22 protein-coding genes and 1 tRNA gene are annotated in these 24206 nt (G+C 51.4%); 12 read left to right on the top strand and 11 right to left on the bottom strand.

The window, feature by feature from the left end:
* Positions 1-107: 107 nt before the first annotated feature.
* Positions 108-548 (bottom strand): hypothetical protein, encoded by a 441-nt coding sequence (locus AC1RVX_RS10595; protein WP_493216548.1) that lies wholly within the window; start codon positions 546-548, stop codon positions 108-110.
* A 341-nt stretch (positions 549-889) separates the two neighbouring features.
* On the opposite strand from AC1RVX_RS10595, the gene AC1RVX_RS10590 reads away from it, so the two are divergent.
* The 3 genes from AC1RVX_RS10590 (at position 890) to AC1RVX_RS10580 (ending at position 5633) form a co-directional block, all read left to right on the top strand.
* Positions 890-2821, top strand: a complete 1932-nt coding sequence (locus AC1RVX_RS10590) for a patatin-like phospholipase family protein (RefSeq protein ID WP_493216547.1) — start codon at positions 890-892, stop codon at positions 2819-2821.
* Between the two features lie 12 nt (positions 2822-2833).
* Positions 2834-3919: a primase 1D-like protein gene (locus AC1RVX_RS10585; RefSeq protein WP_493216546.1), complete on the top strand. Its 1086-nt coding sequence runs from the start codon at positions 2834-2836 to the stop codon at positions 3917-3919.
* 127 nt (positions 3920-4046) lie between these two features.
* Positions 4047-5633, top strand: coding sequence for a hypothetical protein (locus AC1RVX_RS10580; protein ID WP_493216545.1), 1587 nt, complete (start codon positions 4047-4049; stop codon positions 5631-5633).
* A gap of 394 nt (positions 5634-6027) precedes the next feature.
* On the opposite strand, the gene AC1RVX_RS10575 is transcribed toward AC1RVX_RS10580, so the two are convergent.
* The 3 genes from AC1RVX_RS10575 to mutL form a co-directional block, all read right to left on the bottom strand.
* Positions 6028-6104: transfer RNA gene (locus AC1RVX_RS10575), tRNA-Met, on the bottom strand.
* Positions 6105-6322: 218 nt separating this feature from the next.
* The gene (miaA, locus tag AC1RVX_RS10570) at positions 6323-7276 is read right to left on the bottom strand and encodes a tRNA (adenosine(37)-N6)-dimethylallyltransferase MiaA (protein WP_493216544.1); all 954 of its coding nucleotides are present in this window, start codon (positions 7274-7276) and stop codon (positions 6323-6325) included.
* 11 nt (positions 7277-7287) lie between these two features.
* Positions 7288-9207 carry a DNA mismatch repair endonuclease MutL gene (mutL, locus tag AC1RVX_RS10565; RefSeq protein ID WP_493216543.1) on the bottom strand — a complete coding sequence of 640 codons (1920 nt, stop codon included), beginning with the start codon at positions 9205-9207 and terminating at the stop codon, positions 7288-7290.
* Between the two features lie 84 nt (positions 9208-9291).
* Between mutL and AC1RVX_RS10560 the strand changes: the two genes are divergently transcribed.
* Together AC1RVX_RS10560 and AC1RVX_RS10555 are read left to right on the top strand one after the other, a co-directional pair.
* The gene (locus AC1RVX_RS10560) at positions 9292-9939 is read left to right on the top strand and encodes a VTT domain-containing protein (protein ID WP_493216542.1); all 648 of its coding nucleotides are present in this window, start codon (positions 9292-9294) and stop codon (positions 9937-9939) included.
* Between the two features lie 31 nt (positions 9940-9970).
* The gene (locus tag AC1RVX_RS10555; protein WP_493216541.1) at positions 9971-10312 is read left to right on the top strand and encodes a hypothetical protein; all 342 of its coding nucleotides are present in this window, start codon (positions 9971-9973) and stop codon (positions 10310-10312) included.
* A gap of 115 nt (positions 10313-10427) precedes the next feature.
* On the opposite strand, the gene AC1RVX_RS10550 is transcribed toward AC1RVX_RS10555, so the two are convergent.
* The 3 genes from AC1RVX_RS10550 to AC1RVX_RS10540 form a co-directional block, all read right to left on the bottom strand.
* Entirely contained in the window at positions 10428-10958 is a 531-nt protein-coding gene (locus AC1RVX_RS10550; protein WP_493216540.1) for an REP-associated tyrosine transposase, read from the bottom strand.
* 219 nt (positions 10959-11177) lie between these two features.
* Positions 11178-11828: a hypothetical protein gene (locus tag AC1RVX_RS10545; RefSeq protein ID WP_493216539.1), complete on the bottom strand. Its 651-nt coding sequence runs from the start codon at positions 11826-11828 to the stop codon at positions 11178-11180.
* Between the two features lie 131 nt (positions 11829-11959).
* Positions 11960-12583: a LysE family translocator gene (locus tag AC1RVX_RS10540; protein WP_493216538.1), complete on the bottom strand. Its 624-nt coding sequence runs from the start codon at positions 12581-12583 to the stop codon at positions 11960-11962.
* Between the two features lie 114 nt (positions 12584-12697).
* Here AC1RVX_RS10540 and AC1RVX_RS10535 point away from each other — a divergent pair, with 114 nt between their 5' ends.
* Positions 12698-14023, top strand: coding sequence for an aminotransferase-like domain-containing protein (locus tag AC1RVX_RS10535; RefSeq protein ID WP_493216537.1), 1326 nt, complete (start codon positions 12698-12700; stop codon positions 14021-14023).
* A gap of 14 nt (positions 14024-14037) precedes the next feature.
* Here the strand turns inward: AC1RVX_RS10535 and AC1RVX_RS10530 are convergent, their stop codons facing one another.
* Both AC1RVX_RS10530 and tsaE read right to left on the bottom strand, forming a co-directional pair.
* Positions 14038-15465, bottom strand: a complete 1428-nt coding sequence (locus tag AC1RVX_RS10530; RefSeq protein ID WP_493216536.1) for an N-acetylmuramoyl-L-alanine amidase — start codon at positions 15463-15465, stop codon at positions 14038-14040.
* Positions 15429-15914 (bottom strand): tRNA (adenosine(37)-N6)-threonylcarbamoyltransferase complex ATPase subunit type 1 TsaE, encoded by a 486-nt coding sequence (gene tsaE / locus AC1RVX_RS10525; protein ID WP_493216535.1) that lies wholly within the window; start codon positions 15912-15914, stop codon positions 15429-15431. The genes AC1RVX_RS10530 and tsaE overlap by 37 nt, the downstream gene beginning before the upstream one ends.
* Before the next feature lie 79 nt (positions 15915-15993).
* Here tsaE and queG point away from each other — a divergent pair, with 79 nt between their 5' ends.
* Together queG and AC1RVX_RS10515 are read left to right on the top strand one after the other, a co-directional pair.
* Entirely contained in the window at positions 15994-17070 is a 1077-nt protein-coding gene (queG, locus tag AC1RVX_RS10520) for a tRNA epoxyqueuosine(34) reductase QueG (protein WP_493216534.1), read from the top strand.
* Positions 17070-17471 (top strand): hypothetical protein, encoded by a 402-nt coding sequence (locus AC1RVX_RS10515; protein WP_493216533.1) that lies wholly within the window; start codon positions 17070-17072, stop codon positions 17469-17471. The genes queG and AC1RVX_RS10515 overlap by 1 nt, the downstream gene beginning before the upstream one ends.
* 1078 nt (positions 17472-18549) lie before the next feature.
* Here AC1RVX_RS10515 and AC1RVX_RS10510 read toward each other — a convergent pair.
* Together AC1RVX_RS10510 and recG are read right to left on the bottom strand one after the other, a co-directional pair.
* Positions 18550-19032, bottom strand: a complete 483-nt coding sequence (locus tag AC1RVX_RS10510) for a GNAT family N-acetyltransferase (protein WP_493216532.1) — start codon at positions 19030-19032, stop codon at positions 18550-18552.
* A 15-nt stretch (positions 19033-19047) separates the two neighbouring features.
* A complete protein-coding gene (recG, locus tag AC1RVX_RS10505) occupies positions 19048-21222 on the bottom strand; it encodes an ATP-dependent DNA helicase RecG (protein WP_493216676.1) in 2175 nt (724 codons plus the stop codon).
* A gap of 94 nt (positions 21223-21316) precedes the next feature.
* Between recG and AC1RVX_RS10500 the strand changes: the two genes are divergently transcribed.
* The 4 genes from AC1RVX_RS10500 to AC1RVX_RS10485 all read left to right on the top strand — a co-directional run bounded on the left by AC1RVX_RS10500 (position 21317) and on the right by AC1RVX_RS10485 (position 24146).
* Positions 21317-21457 (top strand): hypothetical protein, encoded by a 141-nt coding sequence (locus tag AC1RVX_RS10500; RefSeq protein WP_493216531.1) that lies wholly within the window; start codon positions 21317-21319, stop codon positions 21455-21457.
* Positions 21458-21471: 14 nt separating this feature from the next.
* On the top strand, positions 21472-22521 hold the full coding sequence (gene queA, locus AC1RVX_RS10495) for a tRNA preQ1(34) S-adenosylmethionine ribosyltransferase-isomerase QueA (protein WP_493216530.1): 1050 nt from the start codon (positions 21472-21474) through the stop codon (positions 22519-22521).
* A complete protein-coding gene (tgt, locus tag AC1RVX_RS10490) occupies positions 22514-23647 on the top strand; it encodes a tRNA guanosine(34) transglycosylase Tgt (protein WP_493216529.1) in 1134 nt (377 codons plus the stop codon). The genes queA and tgt overlap by 8 nt, the downstream gene beginning before the upstream one ends.
* A 100-nt stretch (positions 23648-23747) precedes the next feature.
* Positions 23748-24146: a DUF4124 domain-containing protein gene (locus AC1RVX_RS10485; RefSeq protein ID WP_493216528.1), complete on the top strand. Its 399-nt coding sequence runs from the start codon at positions 23748-23750 to the stop codon at positions 24144-24146.
* Positions 24147-24206: the final 60 nt, after the last annotated feature.

Here is a 24206-nt window from a genome sequence, read left to right as displayed (position 1 = left end):
TCATTTTTACATATGGTAATGCAATTGTCTCGTTAGTTATCATAAAAACTTTATTGTCAAGCAATTGGATGCTTCAATCTATTGTGCATGCAATTACTCATCTTGGTTTAGAGGCCTGCAGGTTTGGCTTTAATCTCCTTGTATGATTTCACTCGTCGGCGAAATGCTGCTAAGTCAAGATCTGCCATATTGATGGAGATTTGATCACTTCCATGTGCATGTGAAATAAGTCTGTGATATGGTAATTTGAATGGCGCTTGAATAGTTGTGCCACCATATTGGCCAATATTTGTGATTACGATATGTTGAAACATGTGAAAGTGCAATGCCGCTGCCATATTGTCAAAAGTATTAACGTCAGGGTTATGCGCGGCTACTACAAATAAATCGGTCTTATCTCTCAAATCTGCTGCCAATCGAATGTCCGTCGCATCATAACAAATCGCACCAGACAATCTAAAAGGTCCTTCTGGATGTCCATAAATCTCAATAAGATGTTGACATGGGCGGTAGCTAGTCACACCTAATTCCAATTCACCGGGTATCATGTATTTTTTGCCTTGATCTCGGACAATCCATTGGCGACCGCTTTCTCGAATATCTGGAATCTGCAGCAGGCCATAAAGTATTTGGTTAGGGAAAAAAAGATTACAGGATAACAGGATTACAACCTTTGTTCGTCTTGAAAAAAATATTATAGACTCCACCGAGGAAAAATTTGCAATTCATTCATCACTTACGAGTGAAGGCTTTTTTTCTGTTTTTTTATATGAACGTGAACTTAGTCTTAATGTCTAGCTTGTTTTGGTTAGTAATAGGGCGACGTTTAATGGCCGTCAAAAGATCATTCTGGATCGACGCAATATCTTAGATATAAGGGGGAAATCAGTTGCAATCTATCTTTTTCGACGACTGTTTTGGCGTTTTTCAAGGCGGCGGAGCTCGAGCAGCGGCTCTGGCTGGAGCATATAAAGAAGCCTGCGAATCAGGTGTTCAGATGTCCGCGGTTGCCGGAACATCTGCTGGATCAATTGCAGCAGTCTTAGTGGGGGCAGGGGCAACCCCCGAATTCATAGAGCAGGCGCTCCGCGATCTGGACTTCATTTCCCTGCTGAAGCCACCAGAGCGACACAGTGAATTTCCTCATCTGTGGCCTCGAATTTTTGGCATTCTGAGTAGCCCAATTGGATGGATATCGACTCACTGGGGCATGGCATCCAAGGTGATGAGATATGGTGGTTGTTATTCGTCGCGCGGCGTTGAAGAATGGGTTGAGATGCAGTTGCGTTTGTTGCTGCCTGCCGCAAAGTCACCAATCACATTCGGCGACCTGCGCATACCGACATTCGTAGTTGCTACTAATTTAGGTACACAATCTGCGAAAGTCTGGAGCACACGAGAAAATCGCAATGACAGTGTAGCACTTGCAGTCCGTGCTTCTTGCTCGATCCCGCTGTTCTTTCAACCGGTACTTATTGGTGGAACACGCATTGTGGACGGTGGGATCCTGAGCAATCTCCCTGCCTTTGTGTTTGAGAGCGAACAATTTTCAGCAAGACGTATCCTTGCGTTCAGGCTGCAGGGAACCGAAATGCAAACAGCCGAATGGGGGCCAAAGATCATGGCATCCCAGCTTATCGATTCCGTAGTTAACGGAGCAGCACAGCTTCAAGTCGATCTACTTCGCTCTGTTAGCTGCATTGACATTCGCACTGATGGAATTCTCGCGACCGATTTTCACAAGATGAATAAGGAAGTACTCGACCGACTTATCGCCGGAGGACGGACAGCGGTTCGGGATTTTTTTGCAAACGAGGTTATGCAAATCTCACGTGCCGAACCGAAAAAGGAACCGCTAAGAGACCGTGATCAAGTGTACCTTGAAGTGGTCCGACAAACAGGAACCTTACCTGAGGAAGTGCTCATTTCGGAGAGAGACAGCGGTTGGTATTGGAAAATTTTCCCGACAGTACTCTATTGGCGAGCTCGCCAAGTAAAAGTTAGAGTTCTATTGGAGCCAGCGCCAACCTCAGGGCCGGACGCTGCAAAAGAGCGTTTTAGACGCAACAGCATGCGTGGTATTGGTGTGATCCTTCAGGAGTCTGAAGCACTAACCCTTCAAGGCTATGTGTTTGTGCGAGATGCGGCTGGAGCGAGTGTAGCGATACTTTTCCAACCACAAAGTGCACATGGTCCAATTGCTGAGCGTTACGAGGGAGGAACAAAACAACAAGTCGTTCGCCTAATACACAAAGAACTTGCTGCTCAGTTTTATGTCGCTGACTCCGCATCTACCTTTGTGCCGACTGTAGTTCCAGCAGGCCACGACGAACTATGTCAGGCATTAAAGCAAGGTGTCAGCCAGTATGTAAACCAGGCCGTAACTGTTGCAGTTGAGCGAGTCCCAGTTATTAAGCTACGCACTATTACGAAGTTGGTTCGGTCGTACAAGTACGAACAGATGCTGCGGCTCGGTGAATTGTTCCAAGAAAATGGAATTGAAATTTTTTCTCCGGTCAAAGTGACGCTCGTCGATGGCACCACATCACTTATGTGCCCGCCCGTATTCGAAGTTCATGGGGAAGAACTTTATATTGGAGTAGAGGGAAACACACGAACACTCCTTGCTCTAAGGCGGAAGCTAGAATCCATCGTTGCCGTTGTTGTCCGCGGAGTATCTGCACCGCTCCCTGGAAAATCTGTCGCTGTACAGGAGGCTTCGTTGATAGATTTTGCAGAAGATTCAGCGACAACCATGCCAGGTTTTGCGTATGAACATTTTCGGCGGATCGAAGGGGCATGCCATCCGCACCGTACCTGAGAGATGTGAATTATGAACGAATTAATTCTCGTACGTGGATTGCCAGGAAGTGGAAAGACGACTTTGGCGCGTCAAATGATCGGATACCGCAACCTAGAGGCCGATATATACTTTGAAATTGACGGAGTATATGAGTTTAAACCTAACAGACTGCCCTCGGTACACGCCGCCTGCCTAAGGGATACACGCTCTGCCCTTCGCGATGGTGATCGAGTAGTTGTTTCGAATACTTTTATAGAACTGAGTGAGCTTGATCAATATCTGTCACTTTCAGAAAATATTAGAATCATCGAGTGTCATGGAAGGTTTGGCGACATCCATTCCGTTAAGGAAGAAGTCGCTCGTGACATGGCTTCTCGCTGGACAAGCACCCACGGTCTGTTTGATATTATTGACGCTGCAAGCTCGCCAACTGTTGGAGAATTCTGGCATGAGATTGCACGAAAGAACAAAGACGTTGCCGAGTACTCTTTGGTCAAATTTGACTCTGCTCCGCAATTGCAATTCCGCTTACCGGCGAATGCGCATGCGCAGCCAGCTATTCCAATTGCCGCAAGTCTGGCTGCTAAACATGATTTGCCATTTTGGGATGCTTTACTGACAGTTGCATTGCAACAAGGACTTCTTGACGACCAACTCCTCGATGCATCAATGCGCTCATACCCGAGGGCATTTGAACCAATTTGTATACCGAGGGATGATCTAACCGTGAGCCAACTTCAGAAGAGATGTGAATCCTTAGCTCCTGACCAATGCCTCGCAATGCTTTCGGCAGTCAAGATGACGTCGGGCGATACAATGCACATTCCAATGTTGGATCTTCGCTGCAAATCTGATGCTTCTGGTGTGTATCTAGCTTGGCAGATTGGGCGCCGTCTCATTCCAGAAGGTGGTGCCGTAATCCATTCAGGACGGTCACTTCATCTTATCGGCACTCGACCGGTCAAATTGGACCGATTACTTGAAATAATGATGCAGGCGCTGTTCTTTTGCCCATTTGTGGATAGGAATTATATCGCCCATCACCTCCGTCATAAAACTTGCAGCTTGCGCGTTTCAGCGAAAACTAAGTACCCTTCCGTGCTATTAATCTATTGACCAAGGTTAGCAAATGCCCAGATTGTCGTGGTGGTCAGAAAAAATCTCTCAATCTCTCAATAACTTGAGTTTAGAAGGGCTGCCGCATGTAGTTCGTGGTCGAATGGCCTCACAATTTGAAGGCGCAATGTCTGAAGAATCCTTTTCATTTGCAATTATCGCATTCGGTAGTATCGCAAGGCTTGATTCCTCACGCGATTTAGACCTACTCATATTGGATTCCACTGAATCCGCACCGTTTCATGAATATGGACGAATCTCAGCGGGTTCTGTCAAAATTGATCTAAACGTCGTAGATGAAAAATGGTTACGCAATGCGCCGCAGGACGTTGAGTGGGGTAATTGGTTGTCTGAAGCATTTCCACTAGCGGTCAGAGGATTTCCGTTGGAGGTGTTGTGGCAATCCGCAAGTGAATATTGGAGAAAAAAAAGTCGCGCCTTGCGCCAAAATGAACATGAGAGTATTTTTCAAGCCTTGATTAAAGGAGCGACCGAAGCAAGGGACATCAAACGCACATTAGTCTCACGACTACTTTCGCACGAAGCTGCTCGAACTTTAGTTATTACCACTCTTGACCATCACGGCAGCGAAAGGGTTTTTTCTCATCGTACGCTACGAAGTGAGTATTTAGCATGCGCGAACGTCTCGGAGGGCATTCAGGTGGCCATGAAGTGGCAGTGCGATAACAAAGATTACCTTAAACTTAGGCAATTCGTGTCGGGCGTCCTACGCGATCCTCAAACGCAATGCGAGACTGGCTTCGCCCCGGGACTTCCAAGGGTTGAGCGCCTCAAGTTACTCGCGGCATGCGGGAACTCTTCGAGCGGGGCATTTCTCGAAACTGCCCTTCGGAATGCAGGGGGCCATCAGTGGTTGCCGCCTATGGTTGAACATCCACCAATCAATCTACCTGCCAGCAATACCAAATTGACTTCCAATCGAAAACGAATTCCTATTCAGAAGATTGATGTGCCCAAATTGAACTCCATAGAAGGCGCGCGCTGGGTCACAATGGAAGGGGATCGACTAAAGGTAATCCTGAATTCGGGTGGGTGCAGTACTCCGACGTGCCACTTTTGTACGCTCCCACTATACGGACGTTCTTCGCCACGCTATGACATTGTGGCTACCGTTGAAAAGTTGCTCGTGCAATACCGCCCGAGAAGACTAGCCCTTTACAACGACGGCAATTTCTTCAGTGAACGAGAAATTCCTATTGAAACTTTGGACGGTATTTGCAATGCAATCGCGGCCCAAAAAGTTGCCTCTTTAAGTGTCGAGTCAGCGCCGCGATTTGTCAGTCGCGCAAGGGTCGCATACCTAAGAGAACGCAGCAATGTAGCCGAATTGGAAATCGCCCTCGGCTTCCAAGCTACCGGAAACAACTTCTCAGTGGGCCAACTCGGTAGGCCTGACGTGGATGCATGTTTTGACTGGGCTATCGACGAGATCCACAACGCCTCCGGGAAAATAAGACTCTATTTGTTGTGGAACTATGGACATTTGCCGATCACAGACTGGGTTAAAAAAACCATAACATCGTTGGAATGGGCAGAAAGGCGGGAGGTGGACAGAGTCAGCATTTGCGTCTACAAGGCTACTCATGGGGTTAGTGGTGACGGAACCGTTCTTCACGAGCTAATTTCAACGTGGAAATCGCAACATACCAAAGTGGACATCGTAGACTATGACAACCCATCTTGCGCTAGTTAGTCGCCATCACAACTAAAAATGACGCAATGCGTGTTGGCGCTCTTTGGGGATGCTATGCAACTCCCGCCGCATGGCATCCCCCAAGCGTGCACAGCTACGCTCTGCAGAAGTCAAAAATCAAGGACGGTTTGGCATGGCGCGAAAAACGTCTAACTTAGTTCAACTCCTTGTACTCGCGACTACGCAATATTTGTTATTCGAGCAATGAGTGTTAGTTTGCGCTGGATTATGACCCGTGGGTCAATTTTCAGTGCAAATCAACATAATTGATCAAAGTTTGACTGTAAAAGTGTTGGACGTAGGTGTAAAGCGTAAGACAAAACAAAAAACCCGCTCAAGCACAAGGCTAAAAGCGGGTTTTTTGTATCCAACAGATCGCTCTGCCAGAAAATTCTGGTGGTGATAGGTGGACTTGAACCACCGACCCCAGCATTATGAGTGCTGTGCTCTAACCAACTGAGCTATATCACCAAGAAGCCTGCGATTATGTCAGTTTGGGCTTGGGGTGTCAATACTTTGGACTTCATTTTGCTGGAAAACGCCCCTGTTTTGGCATAAAAAGCAATGGTTTTTGTGGCTTTGTCGGGTTTCTGCCAGGTGGTTGGTGGGGCTTATTGCCTGGTTTTGGTCTGGCTTTGTCCTGGTTTTGTCGCTGTTTAGTGTCAGTATTGCGAAGATGCGTTGCTGGTTTATGCTGCCAGTGCCTGGTGCACGCTGGCCATGATCTGCGCTTGCGCATCGGCTGCAAGGCAGTCGATGATGATGCGGTTGGGCATGGATCTTAGCCAGGTCATCTGGCGTTTGGCCAGTTGGCGGGTGGCGATGATGCCTAGCTCGCGCATTTCTGCCAGGGTGGTTTGCCCATCCAGATAATCCCATGCCTGGCGGTAGCCTACGCAGCGTATCGACGGTAGGTTGGCGTGCAGGTCTGGCCTTTGTTTGAGCGCTTTCACTTCATCGATAAAACCTTGTTTGAGCATGGTGTCAAAGCGCTGGGCAATGCGCTGGTGCAGCACGCTGCGGTCAGATGGTTCCAGCGAAATGGCGTGCATGTCGAATGGTGGAGCGGTGCGCTCTTGTTTGGCCAGCAGGGCGGACATGGGTTGGCCGGTGATGGCGATGATTTCCAGGGCGCGTTGTATGCGTTGGCTGTCTTGTGGTTTCAGCCTTGCTGCGGTTTCCGGGTCCAGGGTTGCCAGTCTGGCGTGCTGGCCGGGTACGCCTATGCGGGCGGCTTCGGCATCCAGTTCTGCGCGTATGGCGGGGTCGGCACCGGGCAGGTCGTCCAGGCCATCCATCAGGGCTTTGAAGTACATCATGGTGCCACCTACCAGCAGTGGCAGTTTGCCCCTGGCTTGTATGTCGGCGACCAGTCTTTGTGTGTCTTTGCGAAACTGGGCGACGGAGTATGATTCTGCCGGGTCGATGATATCGATCAGGTGGTGTGGCACGGCGGCCAGTTCTTCGGCGCTGGGTTTGGCTGTGCCTATGTTCATGTCGCGGTACACCAGGGCAGAATCAACAGAGATGATTTCTGCCGGATAGTGGCGCGCAATTTCCAGCGCGGCAGCGGTTTTGCCGGAGGCGGTAGGCCCCATGATGGCGATGACTTTGTTTGCTGGTTTATTGTTTGGGGTATTCATACACACGGTGTTTACTGGCCACGCAAGAACATCTTGTCGAGGTCATTCAAACCCAGTTGCACCCAGGTTGGGCGGCCATGGTTGCACTGGTCTGAACGCTCTGTCTGTTCCATCTGGCGCAGCAGGGCATTCATTTCTGGTACGGTCAGGCTGCGGTTGGCGCGCACGGCGGTATGGCAGGCCAGGGTACCCAGCAATTCATTGCGCCTGTCTATCAACACGCGTGAACCACCAAATTCGCGCACTTCACGCAAGACATCCCTGGCCAGTGATTGGGCATCGGCATTCTTTAACAGGGCAGGCACGGCACGCACCGCCAGGGTGGTGGGCGAGATGGCGGCCATGTCAAAGCCCAGTGCCTTCAAGGTGTCCTGATGTTCTTCTACGGTGCCGACTTCAAGGGCATCGGCAAAAAAGGTCACGGGTATCAGCATGGGTTGTACGGGCATGCTGTTTTCGTCGAGGGCGTTTTTTAACTGCTCATACAAAATGCGTTCATGTGCGGCATGCATGTCCACCAGTACCAAGCCCTTGGTGTTTTGTGCCAGTACATAGACGCCATGCAATTGCGCCAGGGCGAAACCCAGTGGGTGTTCACCTTCGGGCAGGCTGTTGCCTGTTTGGGCTGATGGGTTGAAGGCAGGGTTGATGCCAGAACCATCATTGCCTGATCGGAAAAAAGCGCCGTAGTTGTCCAGGCTTTGTGATACGCCGCCATTATCTTGAGGGCGATAGGGGTTTTGATAAGGGTTTTGGTAAGCACTACCATTCATACCGCCGCCACTTGCATAGCTACCGCTGTTACCACCGTTACCACCATAGGGCGATGGATTGGCAAACTGCGCCGCAAAGCTGGTTTGTTCACCACTGATCCAGGGCGTGCCCTGGCCAGACGGCACAGCTGTGGCTGGCCCCGGCACGGTACCAAATGATGTGGCAGATGTCTGCGCCAGTGCACGGCTGACAGCATGAAACACAAACTGATGCACAGACCGGCTATCGCGGAAGCGTACTTCTATCTTGGATGGATGCACGTTCACATCGACCAGCGCAGGGTCCAGGTCCAGCCCCAGCACGTAAGATGGATAACGGTCGCCATGCAATACATCCTGGTAGGCTGCACGTACCGCATGGGTCAGCAATTTGTCGCGTACAAAACGGCCATTTACATAAAAGAACTGGGCATCGGCGCGTGCCTTGGATGCCGTTGGCAAGCCAACAAAACCATGCAGGCGCAAGGGGCCGGCGCTTTCATCAAGCGACAGGCGGGCATTTGAAAACGCATCCCCCAATATCTGGGCGCTGCGTTTGTCGATGGCACTGACATTCCAGTGGTCTACAGCCTTGCCGTTGTGGCTTAAAGAAAACGAGACATCGGGGCGGGCCAGAGCAATACGGCGCACGATTTCTGCGCAGTGGCCAAATTCTGTCTGTTCTGACTTTAAAAATTTGCGTCGTGCCGGGGTGTTGTAATACAGGTCTTGCACATCCACCGTTGTGCCTTGCGCGCCAGATGCGGGCGAGACCTTGCCGTTTTCTATCTGCCAGGCATGCGGGGCATCGGCAGTGCGGGTGGTCAGTGTCAGCAACGATACGGAGGCGATAGAGGCCAGTGCTTCACCACGAAAACCCAGGGTGGCGACATGTTCCAGCTCGTCCAGGCTGGCGATTTTGGAGGTGGCATGGCGGGCCACGGCCAGTGTCAACTGGTCTGGTGGTATGCCACGGCCATTGTCGGTAATCGCAATACGCTTGACGCCGCCTTCTTCAAGACGGATGACGACATTGCTGGCACCGGCATCCAGCGCATTTTCTAATACTTCTTTGACAACGGCAGATGGCCTTTCCACCACTTCGCCAGCGGCGATCTGGGAAATAAGGTTGTCGGGCAGGGCCTGTATAGGGCGATAAGTAGGGGCGTTCGCATTCATGCCATGATTATACCTGTCAGGGCGTCTCAGACATTGCGGTCTGGTGTATGATTGCGGCGGCTTCGTATTGACCCTGGGATAATAATGGATTTTATGCAACTCCTCGATATGCTCTTGCATGTCGATAAAATGCTGGGCACCGTCATTGAGCAATATGGCACCCTTGTTTATTTTGTGCTGTTTGCCATCGTGTTTTGTGAAACGGCATTTGTGATTTTCCCATTCTTGCCGGGGGATTCACTGCTGTTTATTGCGGGCACCTTTAGCGCTACAGGGTCTATGAATGTGTGGCTGCTGATCACTTTATTGGTGATTGCGTCTGTCACGGGTAACTCTATCAATTACTGGATAGGCAGTTTGATCGGTCACAAAGTGCTGGAAAAAGACTTTCGCTGGATAGATCGCAAGGCGCTGATGAAGACGCATGAATTCTATGAAAAGCATGGCGGCAAGACCGTGGTGCTGGCGCGTTTTATTCCATTGGTACGTACTTTTGCGCCATTTGTGGCAGGTATTTCAGACATGACGCACCAGACCTTTCAGGTCTATAACGTGCTGGGTGCGGTGCTGTGGGTATTCAGCGTGGTACTGGCGGGCTATTTTTTCGGTAACATCCCTTTCATACGTGATCATCTGAACGCCATCGTCCTGATCGGTGTGGGTACTGCTGTTGTGCCTGTGGTGCTGGGCGCATTGTGGAAGCTGTTACGGGGTACCCGCAAAGCCAGCTAATCGACGGCACTCTGCCAAGGGGGGAGATGCAATGAGCTCTACTATCATCTGGTTAAAAGCCGACGCCCCGATGAAGCCCGCCCTTGGTCAGCCTTGTAATGGCTGTGGTGTCTGTTGTGCAGCAGAACCCTGCCCGGTGGCACGGGTCTTTTTATGGCAGTTACGCGGTAGTTGCCATGCACTGGAATGGCATGCAGACGTGCAGCAATATCGCTGCGGCATGCTGATACAGCCATCTGCTTATTTGCCCTGGTTGCCAGCAAGCTTGCAAACCTGGTTTGCTCGCCGTGTCAGTCGCTGGATAGCGGCAGGTACGGCCTGTGATTCAGATGCCCTTGCCGCCAGCGGCGTCCGGCCTGAAGATCAAACCTGAATACATTGTGTAGGTGCAATTAGCAAAGCGTAATCGCACGCATGCAAGCCGTCACTTGCTATCTTCAACCGCAGGTTTGCTAAAGAAAATACAAAAATCACACACAACATGCGTATCAATCACCGCCAGCTATATCCGCCACCACATCGCCACACCAGTTGAGAGGATATATTCCCGCATCGACATAGTGATGAAAAGTGGAGTAAGGCCAATCGCAGACGCGTTGGACCAAGCCATGTTTCAATGGATTGACGTGCACATAATCGACATGTTTTTGGAAATCCAGCTCGTCGCGAATCAAGTGCTCCCAATAATGGCGTTGCCAGATTCCCCGTTCACCGGCGGCCTGACGTACTGTAGAAAGCAATTCTGTTTTGGGTAAGGCGCGTGAGAAACTGCTTTTGATCAACCGCCAGCGCAAGCTGAAATCACTATCTCCTTCGGGCAGGGTGAAAATGCAATGCATGTGCTCAGGTAAAACTACCCAGGCATCGATATGAAATGGATATTTATCGCGAACGTTTCTCACCACCTGCCGTAATAGATTTATCTCGCGCACCAGAAGGTCATTGCCGTGCCGTTGCAGTAGATTAACGGTGAAAAACCATGTACCTCCGGGAACGAACGCGCGGCGATAGTTGGACATGATATTGTAGGATTTTGGTTATTTGGGAGTACATCATACGTGCGATTACGCTTTGCTAATCGCACCTACACAGGCTCAGTATATCCGTCGTAGGTGCGATTAGCGCAGCGTAATCGCACGTATATTATCTCAGTAATGACGAAAACGATTCAAGGACATGCGTACGATTACGCTGCGTTAATCGTACTACGTTCTGGAACAATTTTGCGTAAGTCCTGTTTATCTGAAAATCAGTGGCAGTATCCACGCAAACACCAGCGCCATTCCGGCATTGCTTGCCACTAGCATGCGTGTCTGACGCATGTCTGGTTTCAAGGCATCGACATTGATTTCTGCTTTTAATGCATTGGCGATGCGGTCTACTTTTTCTTCCTGGGTGGCTGCGCCATCGACGACATTTTTTTCCATCACGCGGGTGATGACGGAAATAAAGTCAAATTTTTCCAGCAACTTGTCGAATATCGCCTTGTTGACGCTTGATTGCTGGCTGATGTTGGCGATGACGGCACTGAGTTTTTCGTGGATGGCACTACCTTTTGCGTGCGCAGTGTCCAGCAATTGTGGATAGGTATCGGCCAGTTTGCCGACTACGAAGCGGCTCAGGTCATCACCATGCTCGTCAACAATAAAATGCAGGGCGGTGGCCGTACCTTGTCTTTTACCCAGAATGAAATACGCAATGGGGGCCAGCAAGCACATCAGCAGCAACAGCATCCATGGCAGGCCGTTGCTGTATCTGCCCGCTGCGCTGGAAAAGAAAATGAGCAAAATCAGGTTGAAGACTATGCCAAAGGCCGTATAACCAATGATGCGTGTTGACAGTTTTACGCCTGCTGCTGTGGTTACATTCAAAATACTTTTAATGGCCATACTGATATCCTGTCGCTGCGGCAGTACCTTTGCCTGCCTTTTGTTGGGAAATGGATAAATTACCAACAAATAATAACATACAGACAATTCGTGCCTGCCAATTTTGCGTGATCAGCGGCGTTGGAGTGTCGTCAGCGTGTCATCAGCAATAAGCGGGCAGCCAGCATCACCAGCACTACCGCCAGCAACCGTGCTTGCAGTGTTGCAGCATAGGCATGTCTGACCAGTACACTGCGTATCACATGACCAAAGCTGCCCAGCAAAGTGTGAAACAGGCTGCTGATTATTGTCAGTGTCAGACCCAGCAACACCAACTGCTGCGCCACCATGCCGTTTTTCGCATCAACAAACTGCGGCAAAAACACCATAAAAAATAATAAGGCTTTGGGGTTGAGCAGACTGTTCAGGCTGGACTGCACAAATACTCTTTGCAGGGAAAACTGCTGCTTGCTGGCCTGCATCATCATGGCTGGGCGACGCAGCGCCTTGTAAGCCATCCACAACAAGTACAGCGCGCCGGCATAGCGCAACAGGTCAAATGACGGTGGCCAGGCTGTGATGATGGCGGTGATGCCGCTGGCAGTCAGCACGGTCAGCAGGATGTCGGCGGCACCTATACCCAGTGCAGCGGCAACACCGCCACGCACGCCATATTGCACACCGCAAGTCATGACAAAGGCCATGTTGGGGCCAGGGGAACACAGCAAAAATAAAACAGCAAGGCTGAAGGTGGCGAGTGTGCTGAGACTGATCATTGTTTGCATCCTGATGAGGGCGGTCATTTGTGATTGCCGGAAATATGCAGGCAGTGTAGTCTTGTGACCTGATACAGTAAAAAAATTGTTCTAGATACTTTCCATGAATTTTCTATGACCCAGGCGCGCTACAAATCCATCGTTGATGATTTTTCACTGCGCATAGCCAGCGGTAGCTTGCGCCCCGGTACGCAATTACCTACCTTGCGCAAGCTGATGCGTGAACAGGGCATTGCCCTGGCAACTGCATCGCGTGTCTATGCTGAACTGGAAGCCAGTGGCCTGGTTGCCTGTGAAATGGGGCGGGGCACCTTTGTACGTGATACCACGCTGCCGCGTGGCCTGGGGCTGGAGCAACAGGCGCTGCAGTCAGGGGACATTGATCTGGTCTTCAATTACCCTACCTTGCCCGGGCAGGCTGAGATGTTGCGTGAAGGCTTGCGCAGCATTGCCAGTTCGGGTGATCTGGATGCCTTATTGCATTCGGCACCGCAAGGTGGCCGTATGCATGAACGGCAAACCATGGCCAGGCATTTGCGCAACCGTGGCCTGCGTGTACCTGCTGATCAGGTATTGATCGTCAATGGCGCGCAACAGGGGCTGGCAGTCACTGTGTTGGGGCTGTTGGCACCGGGTGATATTCTGGTGATGGACGCGCTGACTTTTCCGGGGATGAAAATACTGGCGCAGCAAGCCAGGCTGGATGTAGAGGCATTGCCTTTAAGTGATGGCAAGCTTGATTTGAAGGCACTGGCAGCATTATGCAAGCGGCGACCGGTGCGTGCAGTATATGTGATGCCCAGCATGCATAACCCCATGGGGTCGGTGATGTCGGATGCTGAACGCAAAAAGCTGGCGCAACTGGCAGCACGACATCAGTTTTTAATCATTGAAGATGCTGCCTATGCATTTTTGGCAGAGCCCGCACCCAGACCGGTGTTCACCTATGCGTCAGCACAGACTGTGTATGTATCTGGCTTGTCAAAAAGCGTGGCATCGGGTTTGCGTATAGGCATGGTCGTGGCACCGCCAGCTTTGATACCTGCGCTGGAAACGGCAATACGGGTATCTTCCGGCAACACGCCATCACTGATGGTCAGCCTGGCTTGCCAATGGATAGAAGCAGGCGTCGTTGATAGTCTGGAAGCGCAAAAACGTAAAGATGCCAGACAGCGCCAGCGGCTGGCACGCAGTATTTTGCAGGGCTGCGATGTGATGGGGCATCCTTCGTCGTATTACTTGTGGCTGACATTGGCGGACGGCATGCGGGCAGACCAGCTTGCAGCCACGCTGGCGCAGCAGGGGGTGATGGTGAGTACCGCCAATGCCTTTGCTGCTGGTGCCAGTGCACCTCAGGGGTTGCGATTGGCGCTAGGCTCCATTTCAATGGAAGCACTGGCGACTGCCCTGCGCAAGGTGCAGTGGCTTTGTTGTATATAAGCTGGGAGTATTCTTCAGGTCATGCGGTTTTTTGCCAGCGGCGGGTTCTTGGAGAAATACTTCTTGATACCCTTCATGACAGCATCGGCCAACTGATCCTGATAGGCATCGTCAGTCAATTTGGCTTCTTCTTCCGGGTTGGAGATGAAGGCGGTTTCTATCAAAATGCTAGGAATATCTGGCGCTTTTAATACGGCAAAGCCAGCCTGTTCCACTGCGCCTTTGTGCAGCCTGTTGATGCCACTGATTTCATTCAGCACGACCTTGCCAAGCTTCAGACTGTCATTGATCTGGGCTGTGGTGGACAGATCCAGCAAGACACTGGCCAATTGCCTGTCATGGGTTTTGATGTTGACGCCACCGATCAAATCGGCAGCGTTTTCCTTGTCTGCCAGCCAGCGTGCAGCGGTAGAGCTGGCCCCTTTTTCTGACAATACGAACACGGATGATCCGCGCGCGCTGGAATTCACAAAGGCATCAGCATGTACTGACATGAACAAATCAGCCTGTACGGCGCGGGCTTTTTGCACCCTGACGTTCAGCGGCACAAAATAATCCGAATCACGCGTCAGCATGACTCGCATATTGGGATGTTGCTCAATTTTTGCCTTGAGTCGTTTTGCAATTGACAAAACCACGTCTTTTTCACGACTGCCACCACGACCGATGGCACCGGGGTCTTCGCCGCCATGACCGGGATCGATGGCGATGGTGATCATGCGTGTTAGCTGTACTGGTTTGTCAGCTGGCTTGTCAGTTGGTTTGTCTAGCGGCTTATCTGCTGGTTTCTCGGCCATTTTTTCTGGCGCGGTCTGCTGTTGGATTTCTGGCTTGGTTGCTAGTTTTTCGTCAGGCTTATTGGCGTTGCTTGTTACCGCATTCGGTGCATTCGATGTATTTGGTACTGGAATGCCATCCTTGTTCCATTCACCTTTTTCTATCATCGCAGCGATAGGATCAGGCGGATTGGCTGGGTAAAGGTCAAACACCAGGCGGTGTTTGTAATTGCCTACTGGTTCCAGGGTAAATACCTGTGGGTTGACTTCTTCTTTCAGGTCAAAGACCAGGCGCACGACATTCGGTTTGTTCTGACCTACGCGCACCTGTTTGATGTAAGGGTCATTCGACTTGATCTTGGCGACCAGTTCTTTCAGCTTGGCATTCAGTTCCAGACCTTCGATATCAACAAACAGGCGATATGGGTCCTTCAGCACAAAATGGCTGGTTTTCAGTTCACTGTCGTTTTCCAGTGTGACACGGGTATAGTCTTCTGCCGGCCAGACACGCACAGCCAGTATTTGTGCCGCATTGGCTGCTGTCGGGGCAATCACGGAAAGCAGCAGGGTGCCACCTGCCTTGAGCAGGACGCGGCGTTTTTGGGAACGCACCGTATTATTTACAGCGCTTACAGATTCGGGGCAAACTTTAGTAATGCGAGACATGCGATACCTTTGGCAGACAACGCGTGCAATTCTACCTCACGACCGTCACCGGCGACGCGCAAAAATATATTCAAATCGGGTTCTGGCAACACACCATCAGCTTTTTCTGGCCATTCCACCACACAAATATTGCTGTCGTTAAACTCATCACGGAAACCGGCTTCAGCAAATTCATCTGCACTGATCATGCGATACAGGTCAAAATGCATGATGGTAACAGTTTGCCCCTTTAAGTTGATTTGGTAGGGTTCGGCCAGGGTATAAGTCGGGCTTTTGACGTTACCTGCATAACCGGCAGCATGGATCATGGCACGCGTCAGGGCTGTCTTGCCGGCCCCCAGGTCGCCATGCAAAAAGATGCTTATACCGGGTGTCAGTGCATGCGCCAGGCATTTACCCAGCGCCTGGGTGGCTGCTTCATCGGCGAGTGTGGTCTTATAATGTGACATTTCCTGCAAAGTTCTTATTCATGAATTCGCTAAACATAGCACATCAGCCACACTCTGTGTGCAACGCAGGGGCACGGCCATGAGTCTGGACAGCGCCGCCCTGGCCGATCTGGCAGGGCAAATACGCCTGTGGGGCAAGGAACTGGGTTTTGCCGAACTGCGCATCGCCGACGTTGATTTGTCCCATATTGAAACCGATTTCCAGGCATGGCTGGACGCTGGTTACCATGGCGAAATGACGTATATGGCCAGCCACGGCAGCAAGCGTACCCGCCCGGCAGAACTGGTGCCAGGTACGGTCAGGGTGATTTCTGCCCGCATGAATTATTTGCCAAAAACCGATAGCTGGCGTACTGAAGAGCAGGCCGCTGATAAAGCTGTCATTTCATTATATGCACGTGGACGTGACTACCACAAGGTCTTGCGCACCCGTCTGCAGCAACTGGCCGAACGTATAGAAAAAGCAATTGGTCCTTTTGGTTACAGGGTATTCACCGATTCCGCCCCGGTCATGGAGGTGGCTCTGGCAGAAAAGGCGGGGCTGGGCTGGCGTGGCAAGCATAGCCTGCTGTTGAGTAGGGAAGCCGGATCGATGTTCTTTTTGGGTGAAATCCTGACCGACCTGCCTTTGCCGGTGGATGAGCCGGTAGGCCAGCATTGCGGCCAGTGCAGCGCCTGCATCGATGTCTGCCCAACCAAGGCCATCGTCGCCCCCTACACGGTGGACGCCCGCTTGTGTGTGTCTTACCTGACCATAGAATTGCACGGCAGCATACCGGTGGAACTGCGCCCCCTGATCGGCAATCGCGTTTATGGCTGTGATGACTGCCAACTGGTTTGCCCCTGGAATAAATTCGCCCAGGCTGCGGCGGTGGATGACTTCGCCGTTCGCAATGGCCTCGACCATGCCCGCATGGTGCATTTGTTTGCCTGGACCGAAGAACAGTTCCTGCGCATGCTGGAAGGCAGCCCGATACGGCGCATAGGGCATGAACGCTGGTTACGCAATATTGCGGTTGGCCTGGGAAATGCGGCGAGCAGCATGCGGGGAGATGCAGAGATTGTCGCTGCCTTGCAGGCGCGGTTGACGCATCCTTCGGAGATGGTGAGGGAGCATGTTGAGTGGGCGTTGGGGCGGCATGGGGTTGTGATGTAATGAAAATCAAGTTGATTTTTATTCTATGCTTTGCGTTGTTTGTAACTGCCTGTGGCTATTCGGAGCCAGCTTATAACAAGCCTGGATATACGCCAGTCAATGCAAAGGTAGCCATTCCAACTGAGGTGATGAAGGCCCTGATCGGTCTTTGTCATCAGTGCACGTTTGCAGACATTGGCGAAGATTACGAAAAAACGGATTTTAGAAGAGACGCAGCGCTGCCTTGGCGCGGGATTAACTGGGCAGGATATTCTGGTTCAAAATGGGCGATACGGTATGGTCATGGTGGTCGTGGATTTCATTATCACGCGCTTGTTTTTGAAATGAGGCCTTCTGTTCATCTTGTGGCGATAGAAGATGATTCGTGCGATTTCCCTGATATGAAAAATTGCGAGTTTTAATGTACAAAAGTGCTGTGCTTTGATTGAAGCAATTGCCTTTCATGAGCACTAGCCGCATTTCGGTAAATCAACGGCAATTATCATATCGTCGCTCCAGCGCAGGCTGGAGACCACCGGGCTGGCGCTCCAGCGGCGTTCGCCGCATACCGTTTCATTAATTAAACCGACTAGCCTTCGTGGATACAAGCCGGGTCTCGGCCCGGCGGCCGAATTCCTTTCTTTGCTTCGCCAAAGAAAGGAATCAAAGAAAGGCGACCGCAGGCTCGCTCCCTGCGGGAGTACCCATTTATGTAGCGCAAAAAATGGGAAGGTCCGCAACTCGCCTGCGGCTCAAACATCGGCCCTTCTTTTTCCATTTTCTGCACTACACAAATGGCTTCGGTGTAGCAGGGAATTCGGAATGCCTGCATTCCGCCTGCGTAACGACACAGCCTTGCAAGGCTGTGTGTCTCCCTTCAGGGACACAGGGCCCAAGCGGATTAAGGTCAAAAACAACTACAACTTCAAAAACAACTACAACTTCAAAAACAACTACAACTTCAAAAACAACTGCAACCCCCACACCAACGTTAATTGACGGCTTTCAAATAAATATGAATGAGCTTGTGTTGACGTTGGCTTTGACTCGTGGATACAAGCCGGGTTTTAGGAAATCAACGGCAATCATATTATCGTCGCTCCAGCGAAGGCTGGAGCCCAGCGGCGTTCGTTGTCTGCCGTACGTTGATTTAAACGATTGCCCTTCGTAGACACAAGCCGGGCCGAGACCCGGCTTGCCTCCATGGAGAGCAATCGTTTTACATACAACACAAGTATGAAACAAACGCCACTAGGCTCCAGCCTACGCTGGAGCGACGATATGCTGATTGCCGTTAATTTACCGGAATGCGGCTTGTGTCTACGAAGGGTAATCGTTTTAATTGACGAAACGGTATGCCGTGAACGCCACTGGAGCGCCAGCCCGGTAGCCTCCAGCCTGCGCTGGAGCGACGTCATTAAATATTCGGTCCTACGAACGAAATCGCTCCGGTGTCAGCTAGCGAAAATTGCTATTGTTGCGCATGTATGTAATTCAAGCTCAAGCAATCTTCTTCTGCATGATAATCGCCCCACCAAACTCAGGATTCAACTCATACGGTGCAAAGCCCTCAGAACGATACAGGTTTTGCGCCCGCGTATTTCCTTCCAGGACTTCCAGCGTCATCTTGCAATAACCCAGTTGTTTGGACAAGGTGCTCAGGTGCTGCATGATGCCTTGTGCCACGCCTTGGCCGCGAAAGTCGGGGGCGACGGCAAAGTCGTGGATGTTGAGCAAGGGTTTGCAGGCGAAGGTGGAAAAGCCTTCTATGCAGATGGCGAAACCGGCGGCCTGGTCGTCAACGTAGGCCAGGACGGCGCGGACGGTGTTGCGTTGTTTTAATTCTTTGATCAGGTTGGCCTTGGCATAATCGGACAAGGCTTCGCTGCCGCCCATGGGGTCCAGCGCATACATATTGAGCATGCGTACCAGGTCCGCGGCGTGAGTGGAGTTATTCAGATCTACGTTGGTGATGGTGAGCATGTCTGTTTGTCTGTATTAAACGCGTAAAAAATCTTCTTTATAACCTAGCCAGCGTTCCAGATGGGCGATGACGGTAGCGGGGTCGTTTTTCAATAAATCGTCGGCCAGGTTGCGGGCTTTTTCTACCAGCCACTGGTCGGTTTCGAGATTGGCAAAGCGTAGCATGGCTTCGCCAGACTGGCGCGCACCGAGAAATTCGCCGGGGCCACGTAGCTCCAGATCTTTGCGGGCGATTTCAAAGCCGTCATTGCTTTCGCGCATGGTGGCCAGTCTTTGTTTGGCGGTGCCCCCCAATGGGCCTTGATACAGCAGCAGACAAGCGCTGGCGGCGGCACCGCGACCCACGCGGCCACGCAACTGGTGCAATTGCGACAGGCCAAAACGTTCTGCATGTTCGATCACCATCAGGCTGGCATTGGGGACATCGACGCCGACTTCAATCACCGTAGTGGCCACCAGCACCTGACTTTCGTTACGGATGAAGGCTTCCATCGTGGCCTGTTTTTCTGCCGGTTTCAGGCGGCCGTGTACCAGGCCCACACGCAGTTCTGGCAGGGCTTCTGCCAGCATGGCATGGGTGTCGGTGGCGGTTTGCAATTGCAGTGTTTCAGATTCTTCGATCAGTGGGCATACCCAGTAGACTTGCTTGCCTTCCTGGCCTGCCGCCTGCACGCGGGCGATGACTTCATCGCGGCGGTTCTGGTCGATTACGCGGGTGACAATGGGGGTGCGGCCCGGTGGCAGTTCATCGATTACCGATACTTCCAGATCGGCATAATAGGTCATGGCCAGGGTACGCGGGATGGGAGTGGCTGACATCATCAGTTGATGCGGCACCTTGCCGGCTTCCGTCTTGTTGGCCAGGTTCAGGCGTTGGCTGACGCCAAAGCGATGCTGTTCATCGACGATCACCAGGCCCAGTTTTTTGAATTGCACGCTGTCTTGTATCAGGGCATGCGTGCCTATTACCAGTTGTGCTTCGCCAGAGGTGATTAGGGCATTGGCGGCTTCTTTTTCCTTTTTCTTCAGGCTGCCGGTCAGCCAGGCAGTTTTAACACCCAGGGGTTCCAGCCAGGCGGCAATTTTCCTGAAATGTTGTTCTGCCAGGATTTCGGTCGGGGCCATCAGGGCCGCCTGAAAACCATTGTCTATCGCTTGTGCTGCTGCGAGGGCGGCGACGATGGTTTTGCCGCTGCCGACATCGCCCTGCAACAGACGTTGCATTGGGAAGGCTTCGCGCAAATCGGCGCGTATTTCGGCCAGCACTTTTTCTTGTGCCTTGGTCAGTGAAAACGGCAGGTTCAGCAAGAAAGCATTGCTGAGTTCGCCAACCAGTGGCAGGGCATTCGCGCCTTTGCTGCGGCGGGTGATCTGGGCACGCTTCAGCGACAATTGCTGGGCCAGCAGTTCATCGAACTTCATGCGTTCCCAGGCGGGATGTTCGCGTTCTATCAGACTGTACTGATCCACGTCAGACGGTGGGTTGTGCAGAATGCGGATGCTGCTTTCAAAATCTTGCAAGCCCAGCGCGGTCAGCCGGGCAGGGGACAGTGTGTCGCGCCAGTTGACGCGTGTCATGGCGTTGGCGATGGCCTTGCGCAGCAGGGCTTGCGGCACGCCTTCACCAGAAGGGTAGACAGGTGTCAGTGCGGTTGGCAGCGGCGCACCTTCATTGACGACCTTGTAATGCGGGTGCACCATTTCTGCACCAAAGAAGCCATGCCGCAATTCGCCCCTGGCGCGGATGCGTATGCCAACGGCCATCTGCTTGGTCTGGTTGCCGTAAAAATTTAAAAAGCGCAGTACCACTTGGCCGGTGTCATCGGCGATGGTGACGACCAATTGGCGTCGTGGACGGTACTGAATATCGCATTCGGTGACCACGCCTTCGACCTGTACGCTGCTGCCACCACGGAAAGAGGCGTCGCGCATGCTGACGATTTCGGTTTCATCTTCATAGCGCATGGGCAGGTGCAGGACAAAATCCATGTCTTTGCGCAAGCCCAGTTTGGCCAATTTTTCACTGATTTTGCTGGCACTGCTGGCATTTGTTACTTTGCCAGAGGCGGCTTTGGTCTTTTTTGCCGCTGTTTTTGCAGTTTTTATTGGTGATGCCGCTGTAGCAGGCTCCTGCTGGCCGGAAGGCGCATTTTCAGCGTTTGTTGTTGCACTTTGGTCTTCAGCGGCCATGGAGTGTAAAATGGTGGGTTTTGCCGTTAGCTTATTTTTTGTGTAAGCATAGCTGGAAAACTGTGTCCGTATTGTATCGAGAGTGTCTGGATTCATGATGAAGCAAGATATTGTCGTCAAAAAATATTGTCAATTGGAACAGTTTTTACCTGATACTGTGTATTCTACTGATATTTTATACAGTATGCAGCAGCTTTCTGTGGCTTTCCGGCGCTTGACCCTGATTTTTGTGTGATGTCTGATACTTGCATGCGCTATTCCCTGAGTGATTTCGATTTTGAACTGCCCGATACCCTGATCGCGCAAACACCTTTGCCCGACCGCACGGCGTCACGCCTGCTGCATGTCGACGGTGATCAATTGATAGACCGGCATTTTGCCGATGTCATAGACCAGCTGTCGGCAGGTGATTTGCTGGTATTCAATGACACCCGCGTGTTGAAGGCGCGCTTTTTTGGCGTCAAGGAAACTGGTGGCAAGATACAGATGCTGGTCGAACGTGTACTCTCAAACAATGAGCAGGAACGTAGCGTACTGGCACAAATGCGCGCTTCCAAGTCGCCACTGCCGGGCAGCAAAATCCGGCTGGCCGATAGTTTTGATGTCGTGGTGGGGGAACGTGTGGGTGAATTTTTTACCCTGCATTTTCCATCTGACATTTTCACTTTGCTGGAAATCTATGGCCGCCTGCCTTTGCCACCGTATATCGAGCATGATGCCGATGACTTTGATGAGCAGCGTTACCAGACCGTGTATAACCGTGTGCCGGGTGCAGTCGCCGCGCCGACGGCGGGCCTGCATTTTGACCAGGCGCTGTTGCAGCGTTGCCAGGATAAAGGCATCAAACTGGCGTATGTAACCCTGCACGTGGGCGCAGGCACTTTCCAGCCGGTACGTACCGAAAACCTGGCAGATCACCAGATGCACAGCGAATGGTATACCGTGCCGGATGAAACTGTGGCAGCCGTCCAGGCGACTAAAGCAGCAGGTGGCAAAGTGGTTGCTGTCGGCACCACCAGCATGCGTGCGCTGGAATCGGCCTCGCAAAGCGGCGTCTTGCAGGCAGGCAGTGATGACACCCGTTTGTTCATCACGCCAGGCTATGTATTTAAGACCGTGGACCGGCTTATCACTAATTTCCACTTACCAAAATCCACTTTGATGATGCTGGTATCGGCGTTTGCCGGTTATGATCGCGTCCGCGCTGCCTATGCGCATGCGATTGCTCATCAATACCGTTTTTTCAGCTATGGCGATGCCATGCTGTTGACCAATTCCTCCGGGGAAGACCATGCTTGAATTTACACTGATCAAAAAAGATAAAACCACTGCTGCCCGTCGCGGCCGTGTCAAAGTCAACCATGGTGAAATCGAAACGCCCATCTTCATGCCGGTGGGTACCTATGGCTCTGTCAAGGCCATGTCCCCGCTGGAATTGAAAGAAATCGATGCCCACATCATCCTGGGTAATACCTTCCACCTGTGGCTGCGCCCCGGCATGGATGTACTGAACAAGTTTGGCGGCTTGCACGGTTTTATGGGCTGGGATAAACCTATCCTCACCGATTCTGGTGGCTTCCAGGTATTTTCGCTGGGCGCAATGCGCAAGATCACGGAAGAAGGCGTCAAGTTTTCGTCTCCTATCAGTGGTGAACGCCTGTTTTTGTCGCCAGAAATTTCCATGCAAATTCAGCGTGCTTTGAATTCTGACATCGTCATGCAGTTTGATGAATGCACGCCGTACGAAATTGATGGCAGGCCAGCGACGACAGAAGAAGCGGGCAAATCCATGCGCATGTCCTTGCGCTGGGCCAAGCGTTCTATCGATGAATTCAATCAGGGTGAAAATCCGAATGCCTTGTTTGGCATCGTTCAGGGCGGCATGTTTGAACACTTGCGTGATGAATCCCTGGCGGGTTTGAATGAACTCAATTTCCATGGTATCGCCATCGGTGGCCTGTCTGTCGGTGAGCCGAAAGAAGACATGATGCGGGTGCTGTCCCATGTCGGCCCCAGACTGCCAGAAAATAAGCCGCATTACCTGATGGGTGTTGGTACGCCAGAAGATCTGGTGGCGGGTGTGGCCAATGGCATAGACATGTTCGATTGCGTCATGCCTACCCGCAATGCACGTAATGGCTGGATATTCACCCGCTTTGGCGATATCAAGATCAAGAATGCGCGCTACAAGGAAGAAAAAGAACCGCTGGATGCCACCTGCGAATGCTATGCCTGCAAGAATTTCTCACGTGCTTATCTGCATCACCTGCATCGTACAGGTGAAATTTTGGGTGCGCGTTTGAACACCATCCACAATCTGCACTATTACCTGGATTTGATGAAGAATATCCGCAAGGCATTGGATGATGAACGCTTCCCGGAATTTGTCGCGCAATTCCATGCGGACAGAGCGCGTGGTGTCTGATGTAGTATCGGTATGTCAGGCAGATTAAGTTTTGCCATCTGCATTGCTAATCTGCATAATTGTGAATGTTAGAGAACGTCGTTCAATTCATGGAGCTGCTATGAAATGCAATCGATTCGTTATTTTCACGCTTTCCCTGTGTTTGGTGACATTCGCACAGGGGCGCGAAGTCTATAAATGTGTGTCAGCAGATGGCAGGACCAGTTATGTGGACAAACCCTGCGACAAGAACGCGAAAAGTGCGACTGAAGTCATCATTAAAGAGGACTCTCCTACAGCGGCTGAATCAAACAAACAGCACGCAGACTTTATGAGAAAGAGTGATGAATTTACTGAGAGATATCAGAGCCGATTGCGTAAAGAAGAAGCTGATGCAGCCAAGAAAAAAGCTGATGACGAAAGAGCAGCCGTGCGCGCCAAACAACTTGCTGACGAGCAAGAAAGGTTGCAACGTGAAGAAGGTGCTCGTGCAGCAGCAGCGAGGCGTAACGGGTTTTAGTTTTTTATTTTAAGCACCAGTTCCATGCGCTGATAAAACTGTGCTCAATACCGGAATCCA

Source organism: Undibacterium sp. GW821-FHT11B02 (genome assembly GCF_058808955.1).
This window is presented reverse-complemented; position numbering and strand designations above follow the sequence as displayed.